At 60.5% G+C, this 17,818-nt stretch carries 21 protein-coding genes; 12 read left to right on the forward strand and 9 right to left on the reverse strand.

What is annotated here, in order from left to right; genetic code table 11:
- Nucleotides 1–511: 511 nt before the first annotated feature.
- Complete coding sequence (locus KA712_14090; protein MCG5054090.1) at nucleotides 512–1,447, forward strand: SIR2 family protein; 936 nt, start codon at nucleotides 512–514, stop codon at nucleotides 1,445–1,447.
- Nucleotides 1,448–1,852: 405 nt separating this feature from the next.
- Here the strand turns inward: KA712_14090 and KA712_14095 are convergent, their stop codons facing one another.
- The 8 genes from KA712_14095 to KA712_14130 form a co-directional block, all read right to left on the reverse strand.
- Nucleotides 1,853–2,158 (reverse strand): hypothetical protein, encoded by a 306-nt coding sequence (locus KA712_14095; GenBank protein MCG5054091.1) that lies wholly within the window; start codon nucleotides 2,156–2,158, stop codon nucleotides 1,853–1,855.
- Between the two features lie 2 nt (nucleotides 2,159–2,160).
- Nucleotides 2,161–2,961: an AAA family ATPase gene (locus tag KA712_14100; GenBank protein MCG5054092.1), complete on the reverse strand. Its 801-nt coding sequence runs from the start codon at nucleotides 2,959–2,961 to the stop codon at nucleotides 2,161–2,163.
- On the reverse strand, nucleotides 2,958–3,254 hold the full coding sequence (locus KA712_14105; GenBank protein MCG5054093.1) for a hypothetical protein: 297 nt from the start codon (nucleotides 3,252–3,254) through the stop codon (nucleotides 2,958–2,960). The genes KA712_14100 and KA712_14105 overlap by 4 nt, the downstream gene beginning before the upstream one ends.
- A gap of 173 nt (nucleotides 3,255–3,427) precedes the next feature.
- Nucleotides 3,428–4,186, reverse strand: coding sequence for an IS21-like element helper ATPase IstB (gene istB / locus KA712_14110; protein ID MCG5054094.1), 759 nt, complete (start codon nucleotides 4,184–4,186; stop codon nucleotides 3,428–3,430).
- A complete protein-coding gene (istA, locus tag KA712_14115) occupies nucleotides 4,183–5,733 on the reverse strand; it encodes an IS21 family transposase (protein ID MCG5054095.1) in 1,551 nt (516 codons plus the stop codon). The genes istB and istA overlap by 4 nt, the downstream gene beginning before the upstream one ends.
- 710 nt (nucleotides 5,734–6,443) lie before the next feature.
- The gene (locus KA712_14120; GenBank protein ID MCG5054096.1) at nucleotides 6,444–7,643 is read right to left on the reverse strand and encodes a DDE-type integrase/transposase/recombinase; all 1,200 of its coding nucleotides are present in this window, start codon (nucleotides 7,641–7,643) and stop codon (nucleotides 6,444–6,446) included.
- Nucleotides 7,644–7,704: 61 nt separating this feature from the next.
- Entirely contained in the window at nucleotides 7,705–8,160 is a 456-nt protein-coding gene (locus KA712_14125; GenBank protein MCG5054097.1) for a hypothetical protein, read from the reverse strand.
- Between the two features lie 359 nt (nucleotides 8,161–8,519).
- Nucleotides 8,520–8,939 carry a hypothetical protein gene (locus KA712_14130; GenBank protein ID MCG5054098.1) on the reverse strand — a complete coding sequence of 140 codons (420 nt, stop codon included), beginning with the start codon at nucleotides 8,937–8,939 and terminating at the stop codon, nucleotides 8,520–8,522.
- 963 nt (nucleotides 8,940–9,902) lie between these two features.
- Between KA712_14130 and KA712_14135 the strand changes: the two genes are divergently transcribed.
- The 5 genes from KA712_14135 (at nucleotide 9,903) to KA712_14155 (ending at nucleotide 12,600) form a co-directional block, all read left to right on the forward strand.
- On the forward strand, nucleotides 9,903–10,199 hold the full coding sequence (locus tag KA712_14135; GenBank protein MCG5054099.1) for a BrnT family toxin: 297 nt from the start codon (nucleotides 9,903–9,905) through the stop codon (nucleotides 10,197–10,199).
- On the forward strand, nucleotides 10,196–10,486 hold the full coding sequence (locus KA712_14140; GenBank protein MCG5054100.1) for a BrnA antitoxin family protein: 291 nt from the start codon (nucleotides 10,196–10,198) through the stop codon (nucleotides 10,484–10,486). The genes KA712_14135 and KA712_14140 overlap by 4 nt, the downstream gene beginning before the upstream one ends.
- A 703-nt stretch (nucleotides 10,487–11,189) precedes the next feature.
- Nucleotides 11,190–11,477 carry a BrnT family toxin gene (locus KA712_14145; protein ID MCG5054101.1) on the forward strand — a complete coding sequence of 96 codons (288 nt, stop codon included), beginning with the start codon at nucleotides 11,190–11,192 and terminating at the stop codon, nucleotides 11,475–11,477.
- 4 nt (nucleotides 11,478–11,481) lie between these two features.
- Nucleotides 11,482–11,766 carry a helix-turn-helix domain-containing protein gene (locus KA712_14150; protein MCG5054102.1) on the forward strand — a complete coding sequence of 95 codons (285 nt, stop codon included), beginning with the start codon at nucleotides 11,482–11,484 and terminating at the stop codon, nucleotides 11,764–11,766.
- A gap of 432 nt (nucleotides 11,767–12,198) precedes the next feature.
- Nucleotides 12,199–12,600 carry a type II toxin-antitoxin system VapC family toxin gene (locus KA712_14155; GenBank protein ID MCG5054103.1) on the forward strand — a complete coding sequence of 134 codons (402 nt, stop codon included), beginning with the start codon at nucleotides 12,199–12,201 and terminating at the stop codon, nucleotides 12,598–12,600.
- 226 nt (nucleotides 12,601–12,826) lie between these two features.
- Here KA712_14155 and KA712_14160 read toward each other — a convergent pair whose 3' ends face one another.
- On the reverse strand, nucleotides 12,827–12,991 hold the full coding sequence (locus KA712_14160; GenBank protein ID MCG5054104.1) for a hypothetical protein: 165 nt from the start codon (nucleotides 12,989–12,991) through the stop codon (nucleotides 12,827–12,829).
- An 87-nt stretch (nucleotides 12,992–13,078) separates the two neighbouring features.
- On the opposite strand from KA712_14160, the gene KA712_14165 reads away from it, so the two are divergent.
- The 6 genes from KA712_14165 (at nucleotide 13,079) to KA712_14190 (ending at nucleotide 17,730) form a co-directional block, all read left to right on the forward strand.
- Nucleotides 13,079–14,362, forward strand: a complete 1,284-nt coding sequence (locus tag KA712_14165) for an IS4 family transposase (protein ID MCG5054105.1) — start codon at nucleotides 13,079–13,081, stop codon at nucleotides 14,360–14,362.
- A gap of 180 nt (nucleotides 14,363–14,542) precedes the next feature.
- The gene (locus tag KA712_14170) at nucleotides 14,543–14,869 is read left to right on the forward strand and encodes a hypothetical protein (protein MCG5054106.1); all 327 of its coding nucleotides are present in this window, start codon (nucleotides 14,543–14,545) and stop codon (nucleotides 14,867–14,869) included.
- Nucleotides 14,866–15,663 carry an AAA family ATPase gene (locus KA712_14175; GenBank protein MCG5054107.1) on the forward strand — a complete coding sequence of 266 codons (798 nt, stop codon included), beginning with the start codon at nucleotides 14,866–14,868 and terminating at the stop codon, nucleotides 15,661–15,663. Before KA712_14170 ends, KA712_14175 begins: the two co-directional genes overlap by 4 nt.
- A 24-nt stretch (nucleotides 15,664–15,687) precedes the next feature.
- Nucleotides 15,688–16,020, forward strand: a complete 333-nt coding sequence (locus tag KA712_14180; protein ID MCG5054108.1) for a hypothetical protein — start codon at nucleotides 15,688–15,690, stop codon at nucleotides 16,018–16,020.
- A gap of 482 nt (nucleotides 16,021–16,502) precedes the next feature.
- Nucleotides 16,503–16,967 (forward strand): nucleotidyltransferase, encoded by a 465-nt coding sequence (locus tag KA712_14185; GenBank protein MCG5054109.1) that lies wholly within the window; start codon nucleotides 16,503–16,505, stop codon nucleotides 16,965–16,967.
- Nucleotides 16,968–17,211: 244 nt separating this feature from the next.
- Nucleotides 17,212–17,730: a zeta toxin family protein gene (locus KA712_14190; GenBank protein ID MCG5054110.1), complete on the forward strand. Its 519-nt coding sequence runs from the start codon at nucleotides 17,212–17,214 to the stop codon at nucleotides 17,728–17,730.
- Nucleotides 17,731–17,818 lie beyond the last annotated feature (88 nt).

The raw sequence follows: 17,818 nt of genomic DNA on the forward strand, positions 1-17,818 counted from the left end.
GGGATGAGGCCGGCCAGTCGGTGAAAATGCGGAGACGAGGCCGGGGCTCGCAAGGCGTATGGAACGCAGGACCGGATTCGCTCGCATCGGGGCAGCAGGTTCGGACCGGGAGGGATGCTCGAAGGGATGAGGCCGGCCAGTCGGTGACACCCATGAAAATGGGGAAACGAGGCCGGGTGCTCGCAAGCGCATGGATGGCAGGGCCGGATTCGCTCGCATCGGGGCAGGCGGTTGGGTTCGGATAAGGACCGAAGGACGCAGGGCCCGAAGACAAGTGCGGCGACGTTGTTAAGGGAAGCACCTGAGATGTGCATGATGAGTTCAGCCGCCGAACAAAGGCTTGCAGCTGCCGAAGCCCAGAACGTTGGTGGACAACCAAGATGGGTCTTGGGCCCTTGAAGCGCATGAGGGGTTGTGAGAGCCTGTCGAAGGGCTTCGCAGCTGAAGCCCGACACGTTATCCGGACTGTACGATGCCCAGAAGGACCATCTTAATTGGCAACGGAATTGGAATGGCGCTCGACTCAGAGCACTTCCTGCTTGCGAACGCCTTAAGACTGGTATGGGAAGCACCAATGGCGCTTGAGCCGGAGCAGAAAGCACTCATCAAGAGTTGCCTTAAAGCGCAGGGCGTCGGCACACATCCGCGGGGCGAAGGGGACTTAGATGTTCTTCACCGCGCGTTGATTGCCTGCAGCTTCTTGAAGGACTTGCCTGAAGGTGAGGCTAAATGGCTTACTGACCATGGCGCGGATTTCCCCGCTGCAACAATGTCCTATTTCACGCGCGTTGCCTGGCATCTACATCGTTCTCCGAAGCCACTTCCTGACGCCTTCGTGAAGCCGCTCGTCGACTTCCTACAATCCACGAGAAGTCATCTCGCTACTGTGAACTACGACAATCTCCTCTACCAGCGGCTGATTGCCGCAAAAGTGCTGCAGGGATACGATGGCTGTCTGGTCGATGGGTTTTACTCAGAAGGCGGCTTTGCTCCTACTAACCTCGACCGACGATACGGCAAGAATTTTGGCTGGTACCTGCATCTTCATGGAACCCCTCTCTTCATTGATGACTCTTCCGGGCGAACGACCAAGCAAGCTCAGAATGAAGCGAACCCTTACCCCACCAGGCACCTTGTTCTCACCCACGTCAGCCACAAGCGGTCTGTGATTGACGCTTCGCCCGTGCTGTCCGAATACTGGAGGCGACTCAGGTTGGCACTTCACGAAAGCGATGGGGTAACGGTAATCGGGTATTCAGGCTGTGACGAGCATCTCAATGAGACCATTAAAAGCAGTCAGACATCTAGCCGTTTAGTCGTGGAATGGACCGGCGCGGGGCAAGAAGATGCGCGCCGCGCCTACTGGGCCGAAAGGATCGGCGATGGCGTTCACCTAATCAGACTAGACAGTGTTCTTGATTTCACTGATTGGGGCGGAGCCGGATAACAAGGCGTTGAACGCCGACGGGCGCGTGCGCGCCCGCGGGTTAACGCCAAGCACGTTAGGCGGATCCTGGTTTCCGGTCCTTCATGCCACCCGATGGCGTGTACACGCCGTCCTTAACCGTTCCAATCCGAGGCGGGATAGCACCTGCCGGTGTGCGTTCCTGAGCAACGTCATACAAGTCATAAACGGCGTCAAGTGTCAGGCAGATCGTCTGAGTGGCCGCTTCGACATCTGTTGTCTCTCACGCTATCTCACCTCGAGTTTCTCAGCGAAGATCACCCTGACAGGGGGTTGATTTCTCAGATTGGAGGGTGGGTGCGTGCCGGGTTGGATAAGGGCACAAATGGAGAAGCCCCGGCGCGGTTGAGGCGAAGCCGGGGCTGATTTGGGGATTCTTCTCGGGGTTCAGAAGGGCAGGTCGAGCTGGTCGCAGGCGTTGTCGATGGCCACGTGCCTGTATTCCCTGATCGCGGTGCGCAAGTCGACACAGCGAAAGAGAAGGAGGTACGCCGAGCGCGCTTGCGGTGAGAGCGGCTCACCAAAGGCCAGCCCGCCCAGGGTTAGGTCTGGATGCGCTGCGTGTAGCTGTTGGGCAGCAGCTGCGAGCGTGGCGTCCAGGGCGGCAAGGACGCCGATCGCGGGCGCGACACAAAGCTCGTCGAGCCCGGGCTGGATGATGGGACCAGCCTCCAATGGAATCGTAGTGCCCATGGTCACCCGACCTCCGGCAAAGCTGCCTGGACGTGCTCGACAGTCACGGATTTGGCCCGTGCGAGAGCTGCGGCCATGAGGGCGTGGTGAGCAAGGAGGTTCACTTTTCGTGGCAGACCTCCTGTGGCCTGGAAGGTTGCCTCGAGGGCTGCGGGATCAAAGAGCGGCAGCTCGGTCCCCGCGAGGCGAAGCCGGTGAGCAAAGTATCCGGACAGCTCCTCACGGGAAAGACCTGCGAAGTGATAGCGCATGACGATGCGCTGGCTGAGCGCCTCGTAGACAGCCATGCCCAGTCGACGACGCAGCTCAGATTGTCCCACCAGCAGCAGGCAAAGCCGATTCTCTGCGTCCATTTGGTAGTTGGTCAGGAGCCTGAGGTCTTCGAGCACGTCAGGCCTGAGATGATGGGCCTCATCGACGATGAGGATGGGGCGACACCGTGCCTCGGTGGTCAGGCGTGTGACCTCGGTTCGGATCTGCCGATACACGGCGGCACGGTTGCGCTCGGTGGGCAGGCCCATTTCCCAGGCGATGGCTTTGTAGACGTCCATGACGTTGCCGGTCGAGTGGGCGACGTAGACCACCTTGTGTAGCCCCGTGTGCAGTCCCGAGACTACCTTGCGACAGGCAGTGGTCTTCCCGCTGCCGCTGTCGCCCGTGACGAGGCCGATGCCCCTCATCTCGATGAGGTGATTGAGGCGGACCGACAGCTCCTGACTTGCAGATGAGACAAAGAGGTCATCAGGCTCGACCTCCTTGCCGAAGGGATGGCGGTTCAGGCCGAAGTGCTTGCGGTACATCATCGCTCTCCTTGGTCGTGGTGCTCGACGACGTCGAAGTCGCGCAGGCGAAGTCCTTCTGGCGGATTCGGTGCAACGCGGTCGGCACGCAGGACGGAGCGCACCTCGTTGTCGCGTTTGACGAAGCAGTTGGCATACGCATCGACGGGTTTGGCCAGGCCGACTTTGCGCCCCTTGACCCAGAGCTCGACGGGCTTGCCGACCCGGCTCGGGTCGAAGCGCAAAGAGACGGTTTCGCCGACGAGCGAAGCGTCCACCTCATAGACGACGCCCCGCAAGCTGACGGTTGTCGCCACCGGCGCGGAGGGGTACCACTTTCGCCGGAATCACCGGTACCCAGGAGCCCACCCGGTGATTTCGTAGCGGTTCTTCGCCTTGACCTGCGCCGGGTTGAGGGCGCACGTCGGCCTGGGCCGTCTGAGTGACGGCCACCGGGGTGCAGGCAACCTGCCCGGTCAGGCGGCGAGGCTCATGCCCTGTTCGATCGGTACCCTTTCCCGTCAAGGACGAAGGTCTCGGAGCGCTCGGTGAGTCGTTCGGCGATCACCTGGGCGTTGAGAGCGTCGGGAAAGACCTTGGTCCAGTCCTTGAAGGCGCGATTGGTGGTGATGAGGGTTGCACGGCGATAGTCGTAGCGCTCGGCGATGACCTGAAAGGCGAGCTTGGCTTGCGCGGGATCCATGGCCAGGACGGCGAAGTCGTCGATAGCGAGCAGATCCGCGCGTACGTAGCGACGGAGGGCGCGGTCCAGTGAGCCGTGGATGTCCGCACCATGCAGGTCGGTGAGCATGCGGGGTGCCGAGGTGAAGACGACGCGCTTCTGGGCTTGGCAAGCGCGATATGCAAGCGCTCGTGCGAGGAAGGTCTTTCCTGTCCCCGGCGCGCCAATGAAGATCGGGTTGATGCCCTTGGCGAGGAAGTTCAGATCATGAAGCCCCAAGTAGCGAGCCCGCAGCTTCTTTCGCGCTGGGTCGAAGTCAAAGTCGAAAGCATCCACAGTGTTGACTTCGGGAAACCGCGCATCTTTGATGCGTCTGTCGACCGAGCTGCGGATGCGGCTGTCCTTCTCTTCGTCGCAGAGGCGGCTGATGACGTTGGCGACGGTAAGGTTCTCGGAGGCCGCGCGTGCGAGAAGATCTTTGATGGCTCTGGCCATGCCCGGCAGGCGCAGCCAACGAAGCTTCTCGGCCAGGACCTCGATGTCACTTTCGTCTCCTGTGTATCTCATGACTGTGGGTCCTCCCGGTCTGGTTGTTGGGTAAGGTCGCCTGGGTCCCGAGTCATGGCGGGCGATACGAGGCGGTCGTAAAGGCCGAGGTCGGGCTCGCGTAGGGCGATGCTGTCGAGCGCAGGGTCTCCCAAGTAGAGCGGCTCTGCCGATGGGATGAGGCCCCGCTTATGGCGCAGGACGTACTCGATGTACTCAGCGCCCACATGGCCGGTCTTCATCACTTCCTCGAGGGCGCTCGCCGTCGCCGACTCTCCGAAGAGCTCGACGAGAAAAGTAAGGCGGACGATCTCACGCCTGATGGATCGCGTGCCCGCCGCGACTATCTTGAAATACTGCCCCCCCGCGCTCCCCAATCGTGCCAGCACTGGTGGAATCTCCGCGCCACCGGCCCGGGGCTTGTGGGCGAGTGCCTTCGCCCTGTGGGATGGGTCCTCGATGTCTTTGTTGATGTCCCAGGAGCGCGGATGCGTCGCGACGAGTTTCGGTCCGAGGTACATGGAGACCTGGTGGTCGTCACCGCGTACGAGCACGACTTGATCGACGAGGTGCGGGGGTACGGAGTAAAGGTTTCTGTCGAAACGCACGCGAAAGGTCTTGCTGACCGTGGCGGTTTCGATGTCGTCCGTGTTGAATGGTAGGTCATCGAGAGGCCGAAGCATCTGCTGCTCCTCGTGCTCGAAGACAAGAGCGGGAACCTTGCCTGTCACCTCGTGAATGCGATTGTTGGCAAACGTCTCCCGCCAGGCTGCTGCCTTCGTGTTCAAGTCGAGGAGATCGCTGGGGCGACACCCCGGCCAGAAACGTTCCCTGATGAAGCCAATGGGCCGCTCGACGAGGCCCTTTTCGTTACCGCGGGCGACGTTGCAGGCCACGACGCCAAAGTGGCGGGCGCGCGCATAGTCGAGGAAGCGCTGGTTGAAGACGGTCCCTGCGGCGGTGTGCGACTTCACGACGGTCTTCATGTTGTCGAAGATGTCGACCTTGGTGGATCCCTTGAAGAATCGCAGCCCCCTGTCCATGCATCTCAGAAATGAGCCCATCGTTTGGCTGAGCTGGAATTCCAGATAGAGGTAGCGAGAGTGGCAAAGCACCATCACGAAGGCGCTCACCCGCCTCGGGCAGCCAGGAAGTGCAAAGCCGAAGTCCGCCCAGTCCACCTGCACGGCCGCTCCTGGCAGAAACTCCAGCGTCAAGAAGGGCTCGCGCTCCGCACGTGGACGCAAAGTCCGCAGCCGATCCCGCAGAATCGTAATGCCGCCGCGGTAGCCCATCACCCGAAGGCGCTCCAGCACCGCTGGGGCACGCATATCAGGTGTCTCCCGCAGAATCTGCCGAATGACCCCATCAAAGGGATTGAGCAAATGCGCCCGAGGCGCTCCCGATAGCCTCTGCTTGTGTGAGCGATCTCCATCCAAAAGCTGGCGCACGGTCTTCCTCGCCATCTTGAGGTTTCGCGCTATCGCGCGTATGCCGAGCCCCTCGGCATAGGTCAGACGCAAAACCTCTGCGCGCCGCTGGGCGAAGATCTCATCGTCAGCGCTCATGACCCACCAACATGGTGCCAGGAAAGCCTCGGACCTCCAGATGGAGGTCAACCTGGTGGAGGCCGAGCCACTGGAGGCCATCGTCCCAGCGCAAAGCCCACTCGGTATCCTCGTTTGTCCCGTCCACAGACAACACAACCCGAACCGGTCCTTGATTCCAAGCTGCTAGGATCGCCAGAAGCCGACAGATCGTGCGGGGGGGCGGCACTGAGGGTGCTACCCCCGAAAGGCGGACCTCTGTCGCCCCCGTCTCGCTTCTCCGCCTTAGCCTCAATGTCAGGGTCGTCGGCTCGAACATGGTTGCCGACCATCAATGCCACGTCGGTCAAATTTTCGCAGGCATGATCCCCCACGCATCGACTTGCACGCTTGCGTGCCCTCGCAGCACGCTGCTGGTCGCGGTGGTCCTGGCGGCCCTCATCTGACTGACGGTGACGTCGGTGTGCCGCCCGCGCTGTACGGCGCCGGCCCTCTCTCCGGCACAATTCACCGCAGTAGACATGCCCACGGTCGCACTGCCGATGCACCCAGAACGGGCCTCCGCATTGCCGACACTGTCGCTCTCGAATCTCCAGTCGCCCTCGGCGAGGTCGAGGAACTGGACAGCGCCATCACCTTCCCGCATCATCGACACACCTGTGTGGGGAGTGTGCGGTGCCCTGGTTGGCGCTGCCCACGAAAGGCTCGGAGCGCCAACTCCGGGCCTTTCGTCATTCAACCTCTCGTCGGGCCAGCTTCATCCAGACCGGCCCGTTGCGCCAATTTCGGGGTGGGCTCCTGGGTACCGGTGATTCCGGCGAAAGTGGTACCCCTCCGCGCCGGTGGCGACAGACGGTCCTGTCTTTGTGTACCTTGCGCTTTTCCTCGAAGAGAAAGAGCGCACTGAAGTCTGCGCCGATGTCCGGCAGCCGCACCTCGTCGCAAGCGCGAGCCCAGCGCTCGAGCGGGGTCTCGCCATCAAGGCCTCTGTGAGGGGCCTGGTGGTACTCCCCCTCGACCCAGGTCCAGAGCTTGCGGTTGAGGGCTTCGAGGCTCGCAGTGTCTCCTTCGGCGAGGGTGCCAAGGCATTGCCGGCGCACCTCGCGGTGCCAGCGCTCCTGCTTGCCCTTGCCCTGGGGCTGGTGGGGGCGTGCGTGGATGAGAGTCACGCCCAGCCTGGCACAGACGAGGGACAGATGATGCGACCGATATGCTGCCCCGTTGTCGACGTAAAGCCGCAGGGGAAGTCCACGCCGTCGCAGCGCTTGCTCGAAGACGGGCATGAAACAAGAGACGTTTTCGCCGAGCGCGAAGGCAGCGTACGGGACGACTCGGGTGGCGTCGTCCATGAATGAGATGAGATACGTCTTTTGGCGGCGCTTGCCTCCGATCAGCACGGACGGTCCGTGCATCACGTCGCTCATCCACATCTCCCCCGCCTTCGCGAAGGCGAAGCGACGGCGGTCGTTGCTCGTTGGCGTCTCGGGCTTGCGAGCCATCAAGCCTGCACGAGAGAGCACCCGATGCACCGTGGCTGGCGCCAGCTCCAGGTCCTGTGGTACCTCGCCCGAGGCTCGCACGGCATCGATGACCATGCGCACAGACAGTGCGGGCCTGTCTTCCTTGACCATGCACAGAAGGTCCACGATGGACTGTGGGATCTTGCGTGCCTGCCCCTCGTCACTGCGCGCCTTGGGCATCAGGGCATCGAAGCCGCCGTGGCGATAGGCCTTGAGCCAGTCTCTGATGGTTTCGGCAGCGATACGGCTCCTGCGTGAGCCGGGGATGTCGTAGGTGCGGTCCGCCTTCTTTGCGATTTGCTCGCCCAGGCCTCGCTTGCCTTTGGGCCAGTGCAATAGGTCGGCAATCACACCATAGCGAAAGAGCGCGACGGCCTTGCGTCGCTCGTTGTCGTCGGCTTGGGTGTCCATGTTTTCTCCTCGGCGCCCGTGGTTTTGGCGGTGAGCGCCTATGCCTCGACCACTACAGGCGTTAGGGCGGCGGGTCTGGCCCCGTTTCGTGTTCGCGAGGTGTCCACAGTCTGCTGGCGGCTCGACTGCGGGGGCCGAATCCGACTGGCGCGGGCAAGGCGCCAAGCTGCTTCTCGGATTCGGCTCGTACGTGCCGCAGTACCGGAGTGCCCAGACGCTGGCGGACCTCAGCGAGCGTGGGCTCGCAGTTGCCGAGCAGCGCGGGCGTCGAGGTCACCAGCACCAGCAGGGCCGCCCGGGTGGCGCTGTAGCGGCGGCGCACCCATCGCACCGCCCCGGGCAGTTCGATGTCTGGCCGCAGCCGATCGGCGGCTGCCTCTATCGACGGCGCGGCCTCCACCGCGGTCACCACGGCCTCGACCTCCTCCAGGGAGCCACTGAGCCGAGACGCCAAGCAGTCGGGCAACAGGCTGAAGGTCCGATGTGCCGTCGGGCAGTAGTACCGGGCCACCCGCATCCCAGCTGGCTCCACCCGGGCGTAGGTCCCGAGGCTGCGAAAGCCACATTTGCTACCAGATCCGTGCGCCGGACACCGCTCGAGCCTTGCCTGTTGCCAGCCTTCCTGCTTAACGTATTGCTCGCTGGTCAGTACTGTCGCTTGGCGCAACTGCACGACCGGCCAAGGGCTCGCACGGTTGCCTCCGTGGCGGGCCCAACCTTTTTCTGGGGTCCCAAGGGCGGGCGTTATGCCTGCCGGCCGGTAGCCTCACCCAGATCCCCGTTTCCCGCAAAAAGCCACCTCACCCTTCTTCCGCTTTCCGCCCCCTCATCACCAAAACCACCAGGGACCCAGTGCGGGAATTCCTTCCTGGGGGTTTACGGATTTACGTGAGACCTAACAACATCCGTCACGTCCATGCTTCTCAGCTCCTCGCGAACATCACCGCGCTTCGGAATAGTCCGCCGCTCAACGCGGCCGTTTCCTTCGAAGACCCAGCTCGCGTGGACGAACTGGTTGCGGACGTCCAGCGCGTCATCCAGCGCGGCGTTGACCTTGTCAAACTCATTCTGTAGACCTAGAGACCGAAGAGCAGTCGCCTGATCCTTGACAAGCTGTACGAGCGCTCCGAGCGTCTTCCCTCTGACAGTCCGAAGCAACGTTACCTCGTCCAGCCGCGCGGTGATCCACAGCAAGTCGATAAGCGCCTCCTCCAGGTAATTGGCCTGTACTACCAATTGCCCCAGTTCCCTCAGGAACGTCTCCGAGAAGTCTGGCTCACTGTCACCGTCGTCCATCGCTACATCTTAGGTCAAATCTGCTCATCCTCGTCAACGGCAAGTAGACCGCCTAACCCAGCGTTGAACTTGACAAAGCCCGCCGAAGCTTATGAGAACCTAGACATGTCAACGCGGCGCAGGCACTATGGGGTTGCTGGCGTTCGTGAAGTGGGCTTTGCAAGTTAACGCCAACACGTTGGGCGGACCGGCACGGGGAGAGGGCGAAGTGCGGAGGGGCTCGAGGCTTCGGTGAGTAAGGGGTGGGAGTTCCGGACCGTGAGCCGACAAGGGATGGGTGTGGCTGTGTCGATGTCGGGAGGGTACTGGTCTTGAGACGTCTGTCTGCAAAGGGTGGGAGATCCGGACCAAGAGCCGACAAGAGTCGAGCACGGCCACGTCGATGTAGGCGGAGCTTTGGTCGGTCGCAAGGATCGGTTGTGCAGATTCGGATCGGTCTTCCCGGCGGGGCGAGGCAAAGGAAGCAATCGTGGAAGTTGGCTTCCTGGACATCTCTTAGAGATCTCTGGCAAGAGTTTGAAACTGAGAGAAGCGAGGTCATTGACCCCCGCTGCAAGAGTGCGAGTGCGAGGCCGGAATACGGAGGCAACAATTCGGACGGTTTGAAACGAAGAAAGGAACAGGAAGTGCCTGGCCCGAAGACGACTGCGGCGACGTCCTGGAGGGAGGCACCAGAGGGGTGCACGATGAGTTCAGCCGCCCAACAAAGGCTTGCAACTGACGAAGCCCAGAACGTTGGTGGACAACCAAGATGGGTCTTGGGCCCTTGAAGCGCCTGCGGGGTTGTGAGAGCCTATTGAAGGGCTTCGCAGCTGAAGCCCGACACGTTAGCCCGACAAGCCAGCGCACGGGGCGGGGCGGCGAAGGAGAGCGCGCTGTCACCTCGCCTCAAATCGGACACGCCGACCGCCAGCAATCGGCCCGGCTTGCAGTGTATGTACGATGTAGTTACACTGCTGGGACGTGAAGCCGCTTGAGTTTGAATGGGACCCTGACAAAGCAGCCGCCAACAAGCGGAAGCACAAGGTTTCGTTCGAAGAGGCAAGAACCGCGTTTTTGGATGAAAACGGGTTGGTAATCGCGGACCCAGAGCACTCGAGAAACGAAGAGCGATTCGTGCTCCTGGGACTCAGTGCCAGCTTGCGTATTCTGATTGTCTGCCACTGTTACCGGCGAGACGACTCTGTCATCCGGATTATTTCGGCGCGGAAAGCCAACGGCTCAGAGCGCATCCAATACGAAAGAGGCCGAGGACGATGAATAAGAACTACGACTTTTCGGAAGCTGTCAGAAACCCCTACGCGAAGCAGCTGAAGAAGCAGCTCACGATTCGGGTCGACACGGATACGATCAGCTACTTTCAGCAGCTGGCTCAGGAGTATGCGGTCCCCTACCAAACGCTCATGAACATGTACCTTCGTGACTGTGCGACTACGCGTGCACGGCCGCACTGGGCGCCGGGGACGAAACGGCGGGCTAACAAAGGCTTGAAGACTGACAAAGCCCAGAAAGTCAGTGGAAGACTCAAAAAGGCAAGTGGGTCTTGAGGGGCCGATGGGGTTGTGGGACCCTGTCGAAGGGCTTTGCAGCTTAAGCCCAACACGTTCGGCGGACCGGCCCGGGGAGAGGGAGAAGTACGGAGGGGGCTCGAGGCGTTGGTCTGGAGGGGAGGTCGACCGGGACCAAGAGGCGAGAAGGGATGGGCGTGGCTGTATCGATGTCGTCGGAGCACTTATCGGGCGCCAGCATCGGTTCTGTCGGGTGCCAGCATCGGTTCTGCAAATAGGGTCCAATGTCCTCTGGGCGGCCGCCGGTAGAGCGAGGCAGAGGGAAGTGTTTGGGGAGGGATGCTCGAAGGGATGAGGCCGGCCAGTCGGTGACACCCATGAAAATGGGGAAACGAGGCCGGGTGCTCGCAAGCGCATGGATGGCAGGGCCGGATTCGCTCGCATCGGGGCAGGCGGTTCGGGCCGGATAAGGACCGAAGGACGCAGGGCCCGAAGACAAGTGCGGCGACGTTGTTAAGGGAAGCACCTGAGATGTGCATGATGAGTTCAGCCGCCGAACAAAGGCTTGCAGCTGCCGAAGCCCAGAACGTTGGTGGACAACCAAGATGGGTCTTGGGCCCTTGAAGCGCATGAGGGGTTGTGAGAGCCTATCGAAGGGCTTCGCAGCTGAAGCCCGACACGTTGGGCGGACCACATCGCGCTATGCCATTGACTTAGTAAGCCGTGGGCTTATACTTCATGAGTGCGATTTGCCTGGGATGAAGCGAAGGACGCGTCAAACCGCTCCAAGCACGGCGTGTCGTTCGAAGAGGCAAGTTCGCTTTTCACCAGCGGGGAGGATTATCTTGAGATCTTCGATGACGCGAACTCTTTGGACGAGGACAGATTCATCGCGATAGGCCCAGTTATCCGAGGGGTTATCGTCGTCGTCTATACTGAGAGAGATGGCGACACGATTCGAATCATCAGCGCACGCTGGGCAACCAAGCGCGAAGCGAGCCGGTACCGAAGTTACAAGGAAGGAGGCTGAAAACATGATTGATGAGCTAACGGACGAGCAGTTGTCACGGGCAATATCAGCGCGCCTGCGTAAGCGGCTGATGGACGGGAAGATTGAGTCTGGCGAGGATGTGTCCGCTCTAAGGCATTTCGTTGGGTTGACTCAACAGCAGTTTGCCGAGGCTATGGGAATCAGCGTTCACACATTGCGCAACTGGGAACAGGGGCGCCGACATCCGGAGGGCCCTGCAATCGGTCTGCTCCGGATCGCGGCTCGTCATCCACGGATCATTCGCGAGAACGTGAAGACAGCCGCATGATTCCGATGCAGCCGCCCAACCCAGCGTTGAACTTGTCAAAGCCCGCAGGCGCTTTCGAGAACCTAGACACGCCAGCGCGGTGCAAGCGCCATGATGCTGTGGGCGTTCGCGAAGTGGGCTTTGCAAGTTAACGCCAACACGTTAGCCGGAACCCATCCTTGACCTCGTATATACTTGTGTATATACTTCTAGGATGTCGGCCCGAGCAAAGATTTTTCAGAATGGCGGCAGCCAGGCCATCCGCTTGCCTAAGGCTTGCCGTTTCCCAGATGGCCAGGACGAAGTAGTGGTTCGTCGCTCGGGAAAGCGAATTATTCTTGAGCCCGCGGATGAGTGGTCAGATTCGTTTCGTTCCACCCTAGGAGGTTGGCTCGAAGAGATGGAGAGGCCTCGCCAGCGGGCCATCTCCAACAAAAAGAATCCTTTTGATTTATGAAATTTCTGCTCGATACTGATACGGTCAGTTACGCGCTTCGAGGGCAGGGCGGTGTGGGCTCTAAGATCTTGAGTCTCAAACCCTCGCAGTTGGCGGTCAGCTCCATAACGGTAGCGGAACTGCGATACGGCGCTGAGAGGAAAGCTTCACAGCGGTTGCACGCTCTGGTTTCAAATTTCCTCAGCGGAGTAGAAGTCGTTGATTTCGACAACGACGCAGCTGCCATCTTTGGTCGAATAGCGAGCCTACTCGCCGAGAGGGGCAGTCCAATCGGGGACTTTGATGTTCTCATAGCTGCCCACGCTATCTCGCTGAAACGAGTTTTGGTGACCAACAACACGAAACACTTTTCTCGCGTGCCGGGTTTGAAAATCGAGAACTGGAATGATGCAAAATGACTCTGGAGAATACCGCCGGCTAACTCATCGTTCAAGTCTGACAGCGCCTCGACTGTTGTCTCTCACGCTATCTCACCTCGAGTTTCTCAGCGAAGATCACCCGGGCAGGGGGTTGATTTCTCAGATTGGAGGGTGGGTGCGTGCCGGGTTGGATAAGGGCACAAATGGAGAAGCCCCGGCGCGGTTGAGGCGAAGCCGGGGCTGATTTGGGGATTCTTCTCGGGGTTCAGAAGGGCAGGTCGAGCTGGTCGCAGGCGTTGTCGATGGCCACGTGCCTGTACTCCCTGATCGCGGTGCGCAAGTCGACACAGCGAAAGAGAAGGAGGTACGCCGAGCGCGCTTGCGGTGAGAGCGGCTCACCAAAGGCCAGCCCGCCCAGGGTTAGGTCCAATGCTGTTCACTTAAGAAACCTCGTAACCATCTGAAAATATTGTGCAATTCGTCTTGACAAGGCCCGAGGCTGCGAGCGCCGGCCTTCATGAGCCTGCTTCGTGGACCTGGCGATCACTTTCGAGCGTTCTTCAAACTGACCAGTGGCTGTGCGGACAAGTTCGACCGGACACGGACATGGAGCGCCCGCAGCGTCTTGATGTGGCTGATGGTCCTGACGATGCCGGACCGAAAGATGAGCTATCGACGGAGCTTGCGGATCGTGGCGTACTACGGGCGCAAGGTGTTCGATTGGGCGAAGGTACCGACGTTGTCGTCCATCAGTGAAGCAAGAAAGAAGGTCTCGATCGAGACATGCCGTGGGTTGCTGCACCAGCTGGTCGAGCGGTGCGAGTCCATCATGCCGACTCCGAAAACCCCGTGGGGGAAACGTCGATTCATCGCGTTCGATGGAACGCGGGTTGTGTTGCCGCGCAGCGCGGATACAGCGAGGAAGATGGCGCGGCCGAAGCGGCCGAATGGGACGTCGGTGCACAATCCACAAGGGTTGGTGGTGATGGCTGCGGATGTGTTTCGCCGTCTTCCGTTGGATTGGTCCCTGACCGGAAAAGGCATCGGCGAGAGGACGTCCATGCAGAAGCTGGTTCACCGATTGCCGTTCAAGGCAGGCGACGTGGCCGTCATGGACAGAGGGTTTCCGAGTCGCCACCTGTTCTCAGCCTTGATTGAACATGGCGTTGACATCATTGCGAGAATGAGCGCATCGAAGGCGACGGCGTGGAAAGAGCTCAAGCCATTCTTGTCTTCAAACAAGAAGACCGCGAAAGTGACACTGACGCTTCCGGGGGCGAGAGGGAACATTGAGCTTCAGGTGCGCGTCGTCGAGCGCGACGCAAAGCCAGGCCGCCCGAGGAAAGGCACGAAGAACGAAAGGATGGTCATCGTGTCCACCTTGAGCGGAAAGGACGGATTCGATCGCAAAGACATCATCAAGCTCTACGCCTCTCGATGGGGAATCGAATCTCTCTTCAAGGAAATGAAGAGCTTCATGCAGACCGAGGACTTCCACAGCAAGAGCGTCCAAGGATGTGAACAGGAACTCATTTCCGCGATGATCTGGATAGCCCTGGCATCGTTCCTTCAAGCAGAAGCGGAGCGTACCCTTGATGGCCGACGCGTCGTTCGCGCAGACTGCCTACGAGCGGCCGGTGATCTGCTCTCTGCGATGCTTTCAGGAAAATCCATCCATGAACAGATGGACGATGACATCGCCGCCCTTCGAATGTTCGCGTACGCCCCACAACAAGACAGGCACTATCCGAGAGAGTGCAAACGTCCCTTCGGTCGCACCATCCAAAGGGGTGGTGCTTAAGTGAACAGCATTGGGGTTAGGTCTGGATGCGCTGCGTGTAGCTGTTGGGCAGCAGCTGCGAGCGTGGCGTCCAGGGCGGCAAGGACGCCGATCGCGGGCGCGACACAAAGCTCGTCGAGCCATTCCAGCCTTATGGGCAAAACCCCAGCTGAAGTCTACGAGTCGCATCCCCGCGCCCCCATGCCGGACACCCTGCTCAAAGAGGTGCTCATCGTCCGGGCCCCGCGGCGTGTTCGGCGTGACGGAACTGTCTCGGTGGCGGGCACCGACTTCGAGCTTACTCAAGGATATCTGTCCGGACGCACCGTGACGGTGGCAAGAACGCTCCTTGACGCCAGCGAACCGCCTTGGGTGGAACATGAGGATCAGAGGCTCGCGCTCCACGTCGTCAATGCGCAGAAGAATGGCAAGTTTCCTCGGCCCCACCGTCCACAGCGTGGAATTGATGCACTGCCGTTCGACCCGGCCGGAGCCCTGCTGGCCGCCGCCACGGGAGGCGCACGATGAACACCCAATGGCTTTCCCACTTCCGCCTTTCCGACCCACCCTTTTCCAAGGAGATCTCCGACGTAAACCTGTGGGTGCCATCCTCGCGGAAGGCCGTGCTGGAGGATCTGGTGGAGGCCTGCAGCGACCGCGGGCACGTGATGCTCACGGGCGAGCCTGGCGTGGGCAAGACCTGCGTGCTGCGTGCTCTGAGGCGCCGTCTTCCAGACGCAGGCTTCCGCCTGACGTACTGCCACAACGCCACCCTCGGCCGGCGTGACTTCTATCGGCAGCTTTGTCTCGCGCTCGGCCTGTCGCCGAAGGCAACCGCGGCAGCCGTCTTCTTTGAGGTGTCGAGCCACGTGCAGCAGCTCGGACAAGATCGCGTACATCCCGTCTTCCTGCTCGACGAGAGCCAACTCCTTCACCAAGATGTCTTGGATCACCTGCACATCCTCGCCAACTACGAATGGGACTCAAAGGCACTCCTGTCCCTCGTCATGGTGGGACTGCCAGAGCTGAGTGATCGCATGAGCCTGCGCCGCAATAGGTCGCTTTTCTCACGCATCCACACGCGCCTTACCCTTGCCGAAGCAGCGCCCGAGGACACCGCCGAGTACGTGGCCTATCGGCTCGAGCGGACGGGTGGCAGGCAAGACGCCTTCACCAGCGACGCCCTAGCCCTACTGCACGAGGCCTCTGGCGGCCGCCTCCGCGACATCGACCGCATCTGCACTGGAGCGCTCAAAAGGGCGGCACGCAAGGGTCTGAAACGGGTGGACCCAGGAATCATTGAACAGGCCTCAAAGGATTAAAGCAGACCTCGCGTCACCGCCCCGATGGCCATCGCCGACGTGCCGCAGATCGCGCACGTATGCGATGGCCATTGCTTTATCTGCTCAGCTGCCACGCCAATCCCCATCAGTGACCACGACTCAATGTCCATCACCCGACGTGCGCGGCAACAATGGGAGGACGCGGTGCTATCGCTTGAGCCGAATGTGCGCCCCGGACTTTTCAGCGCCCAAGACGATCTCGACATGTGTGCCTTCGTACGGATCTGCACCCACTACCTGCAGATAGGGCATGGCTTGAAGAGGGAGCGCTCATCCGCGACGCGCACCTGCTTGCAGATATCCCCGGCGTCCTCATTCACGGGCGGCACGACATGAGCTGTCCCGTCGAGACGGCATGGGAGTTGTCTCGCGCATGGCCGGGCGTCAAGCTACAGGTTATTGAGGACACAGGTCACCTTCCGAGCGACACGAAACGCAGAGCACTGCTTCAGGCGCTTGACAGCTTCGCGCGGTAAGGTTGAGGAGCATTCCGTCCAACCCGGCGTTCAAGCTGACGAAGCCCAGGACTGCAGAGGAAATCCTGGATGCACCTGAGGCTCTTGAAGCGTTGAAGGGGTTGTGAGACCCTTTCGAAAGGGCTTCGCAGCTCAAGCCCAAACACGTTGGACGGACGAAGACTGAGCCTGTTTGTCGGTTGGCCACATGTGGTAAGCTCGACCCTGTGGAAGCGAGAATCGCTACTTTTTCTACTTTCGAGGAAGCCGACGAGGCTGAGGCGCGTTATTACGCCAGCCTAAGCGGTCAAGAGCGCCTTGAAATTGTGGTCGAGCTAGCAAGTCGGTATTGGGGAGAACACGTTGAAGATTCCGGACGATTGGCGCGAGTTTATCGGGTTGATGAACTCTCACGGCGTTGATTACCTGCTGGTCGGCGGCCATGCAGTCGGGTTTCACGGGCATCCTCGCCTAACGGGAGACATCGATTTTTTCGTCCGACCGACCGCAGAGAACGCTGCTGCTCTGGCAAGAGTTCTCGAAGAGTTCGGCTTTGAGAAGACGGATGAACTCCGAAAGGAGTTCGCGAAGCCGGACAAAATTGTGCAGCTCGGGCGCCCACCTTTCCGCATCGATTTGCTGACGTCGATCTCCGGCGTTAATTTCGCCGATGCTGAAGCCGAATGTATGGCGGCTGTGCTCGACGGTGTCGCCATTCGGGTGATCGGTAAAGAGGCGCTACTGACCAACAAGCGCACATCGGGCCGTCCCAAAGACCTGGTTGATGTCGCGGAGCTGGAGAAGGTGGATCGCGTAAAGGGGCGTTAGCCCTTAGCGCCGTCCAACTAATCCCAGTGATCACTTGTGTTGAACCTGGTACCCGGCATGGGCGAACCTGAGATGTGCATGATGAGTTCAGCCGCCGAACAAAGGCTTGCAGCTGCCGAAGCCCAGGCCGTTTGTGGAGAACCAAGATGGGTCTTGGGCCCTTGAAGCGCCTGCGGGGTTGTGAGAGCCTGTCGAAGGGCTTCGCAGATGAAGCCCGACACGTTCGACGGACGAGAATTTGCCGATGGGCGCAGGGAGAATAGACGCCATCCTGATCGCGGGTGCGAACGGCGCCGGGAAAACGACCTTCGCTAGGCAGTTCCTGCACGTCCGTTATCCCGAGGCGACTTTCCTAAACGCAGACGAAATCCAAAGGGAGCGCCACGAGTTCGCCCATCCGTTCGTGGCGGGCCGAGAGCTGCTGCGTCGCTTGTCGCATCTAGAGTTCTTGCGGAGAAGCTTCGCGATCGAATCGACGCTGGCCTCGCGGATGTATGCCCGGAGGATCTTAAAGTGGAAGAGCCTCGGATATCGCACGCAGCTCCACTTCATCGAGCTGCCATCGGCGGATCTTGCCTTGAAGCGTGTGGCCGCCAGAGTCGCCGCGGGTGGTCATGATGTCCCGGCGGAAGATGTCGTGAGGCGATTTCAGCAGGGAATCGCGCTGTTCGGCAGCGAATACTCGCACTTGGTCCATCGGTGCTATCTTTGGAAAAGTGACGAGCGAGGCCTAACTCTTGCACAACGACGCGAAAACCCCTGAAGACTCGGAGGAGTTGGAAGCCCTTCTGGAGGCGGCAAGGCGAGCGAACTGGGACGCTCAACATGGCCCAAAGCATTTGCGTTCTGGG

The sequence above is a fragment of the Myxococcales bacterium genome (assembly GCA_022184915.1).
Lineage (GTDB): Bacteria > Myxococcota_A > Polyangia > Fen-1088 > Fen-1088 > JAGTJU01.